6 protein-coding genes and 1 pseudogene are annotated in these 6,737 nt (G+C 52.1%); 4 read left to right on the top strand and 3 right to left on the bottom strand.

What is annotated here, in order from left to right; genetic code table 11:
* The 3 genes and pseudogenes from AWU74_RS00905 to AWU74_RS00895 form a co-directional block, all read right to left on the bottom strand.
* On the bottom strand, positions 1-510 hold a 510-nt coding region (locus AWU74_RS00905), incomplete at its 3' end, for an IS5 family transposase (RefSeq protein ID WP_162504608.1).
* Positions 511-521: 11 nt separating this feature from the next.
* Entirely contained in the window at positions 522-788 is a 267-nt protein-coding gene (locus AWU74_RS13710) for a hypothetical protein (protein WP_238580107.1), read from the bottom strand.
* A 68-nt stretch (positions 789-856) separates the two neighbouring features.
* Positions 857-1,938 (bottom strand): annotated as a pseudogene (locus tag AWU74_RS00895) (double-cubane-cluster-containing anaerobic reductase).
* A gap of 189 nt (positions 1,939-2,127) precedes the next feature.
* Here AWU74_RS00895 and selA point away from each other — a divergent pair.
* The 4 genes from selA to AWU74_RS13290 all read left to right on the top strand — a co-directional run bounded on the left by selA (position 2,128) and on the right by AWU74_RS13290 (position 6,735).
* Positions 2,128-3,570: an L-seryl-tRNA(Sec) selenium transferase gene (gene selA / locus AWU74_RS00890; RefSeq protein WP_062326716.1), complete on the top strand. Its 1,443-nt coding sequence runs from the start codon at positions 2,128-2,130 to the stop codon at positions 3,568-3,570.
* A 355-nt stretch (positions 3,571-3,925) separates the two neighbouring features.
* A complete protein-coding gene (locus tag AWU74_RS00880) occupies positions 3,926-5,980 on the top strand; it encodes a hypothetical protein (protein ID WP_062326712.1) in 2,055 nt (684 codons plus the stop codon).
* The gene (locus tag AWU74_RS09750; RefSeq protein ID WP_187150768.1) at positions 5,907-6,653 is read left to right on the top strand and encodes a type ISP restriction/modification enzyme; all 747 of its coding nucleotides are present in this window, start codon (positions 5,907-5,909) and stop codon (positions 6,651-6,653) included. Before AWU74_RS00880 ends, AWU74_RS09750 begins: the two co-directional genes overlap by 74 nt.
* Positions 6,628-6,735, top strand: a complete 108-nt coding sequence (locus AWU74_RS13290; protein WP_368853436.1) for a type ISP restriction/modification enzyme — start codon at positions 6,628-6,630, stop codon at positions 6,733-6,735. Before AWU74_RS09750 ends, AWU74_RS13290 begins: the two co-directional genes overlap by 26 nt.
* The last annotated feature ends 2 nt before the right edge of the window (positions 6,736-6,737 follow it).

The following is a 6,737-nucleotide window of genomic DNA, read 5'->3' as shown; positions in this document are numbered from 1 at the left end:
ACAGTTATGGGGTGAAGAGTTTTGGACTGGAAGGTAGAGGAATAAACATCTGACATGAATAGCGGCGATGAAGGAAGCGGTGCGCTTTGCGCAGCGCGCAGCGATTCCTCGCCGGCGCTTGAAGGCGCGGAAGACGTTTTCAATGACGTGCCGTGCCCGATACAGCTCATAGCTGTATGTCCTTTGCTCTTTCCGGTTTTTAACCGGAAAGATGACTGCTGCCATATCAGCTTCCTTAAGCATGCCGAGCAGTTCGTTCGTGTCATACGCTTTGTCCGCAAGGAACGCTTCCGCTTCCAAATCCTCCATAAGGAGAGGAGCTTGGCTGCAGTCCGCGACAGTACCGCTTGTCACAATGCCGCCTGCCGGTATCCCGTACTCGTCAACTGCCAAGTGTAATTTGCTGTTCAGCCCCTTTTTTGTGCGGCTGATATCCTGACTGCCGCCGAACGCTCCGCATGCGTCCGCGTGCGCTTTGATATACGTCGAATCTCTCATACGGATATCCACGGCAGGCTCGTCTATTGCGGCGTCCGCCGGCGTTTTCTATATTCCCTTGTCCCGCCGGCGGCAAAACCGCTTGTGCACGCTGTTCCGGTTCCCGAGTTCTGGCGGCATGTCTCTCCGCGGAACGCCCGTGCGCATCTGCCGCGCTGCCGCGTTAATGAACAATCGGCTGTCTTTCGCCGCTCCCCGTGTTTCCCTGCCTGTCCGGGCAGCAGTTCTTTTATCCGTTCCCGCGCCTCGCCGCTTATATCGTGCCGGCGAATGCCATCATTTTCTTTCATGTCTCCCATTTTACCTCTTTCCCTTTATCCAGTCCACACTACCTAGCCCTATGGAGTACGTAGCCATTTTAAAGCATCTCGATAAAAGCGGCTATCCGTGTTCGAAGCTGTTCGGTATCCCCGGTTGAATAATCCGTTTCCAGCGAAAGAAAGGGTATATTTTTAGGTTTAAGGAATTCCCTGACGGTTTGGGTTTCAACCGCGTAGGTATGACAGGATTGGAGCACCATTTCGATTACCCCCTGGGGTGCAAACTGAGCGCAAAGACGAGCCAATAATTCAAACCTATTGGGATTTGGGGTCATCACGCTGCACCCAATGGCGAGGTAATAATCGCAGAGCGCCTCGTAGGGGCGGCGGATTCGTCAACCTGCCGGTCAAACTGTTTTGCCCCGGTGCAATTTTCATAGACCGTTACCACCCCGCCGGATTCTTCTATTATGCGGGCGACCTTTTCGGTAACGCCGCCTATGGGGCAGCCGGTGATAATGATACGCTTTACCGTTTCCGAAACCGGACGATTCCCTGCGCGGTATTCTTCCTTAATCAGGGCAACGGTTTCTTCCAGCTCTCGAATTTTTTCCTCGTGAACAAACTTAAACTGGGCGCCGTAGAGAATCTGTAATTGTCGCAATCCCGGTATCGGCGGAGGCTGGAGGGCGGATAACTCATAAACTTGTTTTAGAAGAGCACGTTCCCGGTTCCGCTCTTTTATAGCGGCGCGAATTGTGTCGTCAGTTATGATAACGCCGAATTTCTGTTCAAGCCTTTCTTTGAAGGCTTTGATTTCCTCAAGCCAGAAACGCCTTGAAGCTTCTTTGTACTGGGTACGTGGAAGCTCCATGACATAGACGTCCTTGAACTTTCCCAGAAGCTCATACATTTTTATCTTGCCGTCGCAGGTTGTTTCACCGACGACCATGTCGGAAAAATACATATAGGGACACTTATCGCTAAGCGCGAAACCATAACTGGCTTTTATCAAAGGACAAAGATTGCGGGGCAAGGTCTTTTCCGCTTCAGGAATAGTTTCGTCGCTGGTCGAGCAGAGTCCCACTGGTATGAGCCCCGCCGCGATGATGAGTTCTACCGGAACATAGCTGCAAAATGTCCCCACCACTCCCTTGCCCTGTTCCTTGAGGTTTTTCATGACCATAAAACCCTGCTTGCGGGCGTCGGAAAAGGATTCAAAAATCTCCGGTAAAGCACGAATTGCGGGTTCAGACATACAAATCTCCTTCAACGTATTTTGTTGTAACACGGCACTTTTTTTCTGTCAAATCCGCTGCTGTTTTGGACTTTACATAAGCGGTTTATCTCCTACAATAACGGAATGAGTATGACGAATTCCGATACAAACGCTTTATTGCGGTCCATTCCGGCAATGGACGTGCTGCTTAACGCGCCCTGGACCGCTGAATTTTCCAACCGACTGGGCAGAGAACAAGTGAAAAAAATAATAGCGGAGGCGCTCGGCGAAGTCAGGCGCGAACTATGCGGCGGCGTAAGGGTCAGCCTGCCGGTGTACGAACTCGTTGTAAGCCGCGCGACAAGCCTGCTCCGTTTAAGAGCGTCGAGCACGCTGAAATCCGTAGTCAACGCAACCGGCGTGGTCATTCATACAAACCTCGGTCGCGCGCCTCTTGCCGACGAGGCGCTTGCCGCTGTCAACGCTCTGTCGGGAACGTATAGCACTCTGGAATATTCCCCGGAAAGCGGCGGACGGGGAGGGCGCAACGAACACGTCGAGTGGAGCCTCTGCCGCATGACTGGCGCGGAAGCCGCGCTGGTCGTCAACAATAATGCCGCCGCGGTGCTTCTGGCGCTGTCGGCGACCGCGTCAGACAGGGAGGTCATCGTCTCCTCCGGGGAACTGGTGGAGATAGGAGACTCCTTCAGAATCCCGGAGATACTCTCCTTTTCGGGTGCGAAAATGAGAGCGGTCGGCTGCACCAATTCGACGCGCATACAAGACTACCGCGACGCAATAACGGAAAACACCGCCGTTTTGCTGAAAGTGCACCCCTCAAACTACCGGATAGAGGGCTTTGTCAAATCGACGTCCCGCGAAGAACTGGCGAAACTCGCCGCTGAGCGGGGACTCATATTCATGGAAGACCTTGGCAGCGGGCTACTCTGCCCCCTCGGCGTGGCATTTGCAAACCGTGAATGCTCGGTGCGGGAATGCCTCGAAGCCGGTTCCGGCATCGTAACGTTTTCCGGGGACAAACTGCTCGGCGGTCCGCAGATTGGGGTTATTGCCGGCTCAAAGAACCTGATAGATAAAATGAAGAAGCACCAGCTTCTCCGGGCGCTGCGGGCGGACAAAATGACGCTTGCGGCATTCGACGCCACGCTGAGGCTCTACCTTGCAGGCAGGCAGGGGGAGATACCGGTGATCAGGATGATAGAGACGGACAAAAGCGCCCTGCTCGAACGGGCGCGGAAGCTGTGCCGCAGTCTGAAGCGTGGCGCGGCAAAGCGGGGTGCCGGCGATTTCGCCGTTTCGGTCGTGGAAACGGAAGACGCCATAGGGGGCGGCTCTTTCCCCACCGATATGCTTCCCGGCTTCGGCGTAGGGATACGCTCCGCTTGCTTCAGCGCGGAAACCCTTGCCGCGGGCTTGCGGGCAGCCCCCGTCCCGGTGATACCGGCTATCCGCGAGGGTTGCGTCATCCTGCACGTCCGCACGCTGTTGACTGGCGACGAGCAGTTAATCACGTCCGCATTTTTAAAGTTTTTTATGTCGGCGAAGCCCGCGCTTCCTGCAGCGAGAGCTTGAGCGGCCTGCAACGAGACTCATTCTGGAAGCAGCGGAACTTATTCTGGAAGCGGTAAGCGTCATACTGGAAGCAGCGAGAGTTATTCTGCAAGCAGTGAGAGTCGTACTGGAAGCAGCGAGACTCATTCTGGAAGCGGTGAGAGTCGTACTGGAAGCAGTGAAAGTCATTCTGCACGCAGCGAGAGGCTGGCTGCACGCGGCGAAGACCGGAGTGCCGCACAAAACAACGCGCGGGAGCGGGCGAACGAGCGGAAATACCTGCGGCACAGAGAGTCGCGGAACGCGCCCTATCCAACCGCCGCCTATAGGGCGTGTAAGCCCGCTTATGGTATAGTAAAACGAGAGAGGTTCAGCCTTGCCCGAAGAACAGAGCGGCACAGTCCCGACAGCCGAAATAAACCAGTACATAGCCGAGCTCGACAAGAAGTATTGCGCGGGCAACGCAACGGAACACAGCTATCGCCCCGCATTGCAGAGCCTCTTTGAGCGCATAACGAGCGGCTTATCGGTAACCAACGAGCCGAAGCGCGTTGCGTGCGGCGCGCCCGACTATATCGTTACGCGGAACGGCATACCCGCAGGCTATATCGAGGCTAAAGACATACCTGTCGGCATACACAGCGCGGAAAACGAGGCGCAATTCGAGCGGTATAAGTCGTCTCTGGGCAATTTAATCATCACAGACTATATCAGCTTTGAGCTTTTTATCGACGGCTCGCTTACGCTTTCCGCAACTATCGCGCAAGCCGACGGCGAAAATATCAAAGCGGACAAGGCGCAGTACGGCGCGTTTTCTGAGCTTGTGCAAATGTTCGCCGATTACAAAGGGAAAACGATAGCGGACAGCGGCGCGCTCGCGCAGATTATGGCGGCAAAAGCCCGCCTGCTAGCCGCAGTCATCGTGCAAGCCCTGCCGACAGGCGAGGTTGAACTCTTAGCCGCACGGGGAGACGCGCTCGCAGACCAGTTAAATAGTTTTCGGGACTTCCTGATACACAGCCTGTCGCAGAAAGAGTTCGCCGATATTTTCGCGCAGACGATAGCCTACGACATGTTTGCCGCGCGGCTCAATGATGCTTCAAATGCAGAGTTTACCCGTATGCAGGCGGCTCTGAACATTCCTCAGTCAAATCCGTTCCTGCAAAAGTTTTTTCAGCATATTGCGGGATACGACCTTGACGACCGGATTCGCTGGATTGTCGACGCGCTCGCCGATTTATTTAACTGCGTAGCGGTAGAGGACCTGCTGAAAGAGTTCGGCAGGGCGAGGCAGTACCCGTACATTCATTTTTACGAAACATTCCTCGCCGAATACGACCCGGTCATGCGCAAAGGGCGCGGCGTGTGGTATACGCCGCTTCCGGTAGTCCGGTTTATCGTCGGCGCGGCTGACGATATTCTCAAAACCGAATTCAATTTGCCGGAGGGCTTGGCGGATAAATCGAAAGTCGCCCTGCCGATACCGCAAGACGGCGGAAAGCTGAAAGACTGCGAGTTTCACCGAGTGCAGATACTCGACCCCGCGACCGGAACGGGCACGTTTCTCGCCGCCGTAATAGACAAAGTCTACGAAAAGTTTGTAAATCAGCAGGGAATGTGGGCGGGCTATTGTGCGGAGCATTTAATCCCGCGCCTGAACGGTTTTGAAATCCTTATGGCGAGCTACGCAATGGCGCACTTCAAGCTCGACATGAAGCTGAAGGAGACGGGCTGCCGGAACAGCGCGGAGCGCCTCCGCGTGTTTTTGACCAACAGTCTGGACAGCGCCCCCTTACAGGCGGCGGAACTTCCCTTTGCGCAGTGGCTTGCCACAGAATCCGCGGAAGCGCGCAGAATTAAACGCGACGTGCCAATCATGGTTATGCTGGCAAATCCGCCGTACAACGTCAGCACTCAAAACAAAAATGAGTGGATAGATAGCCTCATAGACGTTTATAAAACGGGTCTTCATGAAAAAAAATTAAACTTAGATGATGACTACATAAAGTTTATTCGGTATGGTCAGTATTATATTGATAAAAACAAAAACGGCATTGAAGCGTATATTTCTAATAACAGTTTCGTTGACGGCATAACGCACAGACAAATGCGAAAATCATTGTTACAGAGTTTTGATAAAATATACATTCTTAACCTGCACGGAAGTGCTAAGAAAAAAGAATGCGCACCGGACGGCGGCAAAGACGAAAACGTGTTTGACATACAGCAGGGCGGGAGCATAAATATCTTTATAAAAACCGGAAGCAAGAAAGAAGGGGATTTTGCAACGGGTTACTATCACGATTTATACGGCAACCGTGAAAACAAGTATTCGTTTTTGCTAGAGAATAAGATAGATTCTATCGGTTGGAAAAAACTGGACTTCAATAAGCCGTATTATTTTTTTTACGCCAAAGAATTTTTCCGGTAAGAGAGAATATGAAATAGGGTTTTCTATTACAGAGTTATTTGCCGTATATAACAGCGGAATAAAGACGGACAGGGATTCATTGTTTATTGATTTTGATAAAACTGTATTAGCAAAACGAATGAAAAAATTATTGTCGGGTAACTTTGACAATGATTTTAGAGAGCTTTTTAATGTTAAAGATAGCGGAAGTTATAAACTAACCGAAGTAATCAAAAACAAAGCATTCAAAGAAGAAAACATACGTCCTTTGCTGTATCGGCCGTTTGATACGCGGTATATCTATTATGAACAAGGCATTACAAGCAGACCCGCTTATCGTGTTATGCGAAATTTTTATCATAACGGGAATTTCGGTTTAATGTTTTGCCGCATGTTATCCTCTAAAACATTTTCGCATGTTTTGGTTCATAATGCTTTTGTTGAATCGGGATACCTGTCAAACTTGCCGTCGGAATTCAGTTACTCTTTCCCGCTCTATCTCTATCCCGAAAAAGATACATTAGACACAGACGAAAAACGCCGACCTAACCTCAGCCAAGCGATTATAGACGAGCTGTCCGCGCAGACCGGCTTGCGGTACACGGCTGAAAAAAGAAGAGTCACCCAACACCTTCGCGCCGCTCGACGCGCTGGACTATGTTTACGCCGTGCTGCACAGCCCAGCCTACCGTGAGAAATACCGCGAGTTTCTCAAAATAGACTTTCCCCGCGTGCCGTATCCCGCTGACGCCGCGCAGTTCCGCGCCAGCGCTTGAAG

The sequence above is a fragment of the Treponema endosymbiont of Eucomonympha sp. genome (assembly GCF_001028545.1).
Note: the sequence above shows the minus strand (reverse complement) of the source record. Positions and strands in the feature narration are given on the sequence as shown.

Coding starts and splice junctions, on each gene's coding strand:
- AWU74_RS13710 (WP_238580107.1), bottom strand. CDS start 788: ATGAAAGAAAATGATGGCATTCGCCGGCACGATATAAGCGGCGAGGCG.
- selA (WP_062326716.1), top strand. CDS start 2,128: ATGACGAATTCCGATACAAACGCTTTATTGCGGTCCATTCCGGCAATG.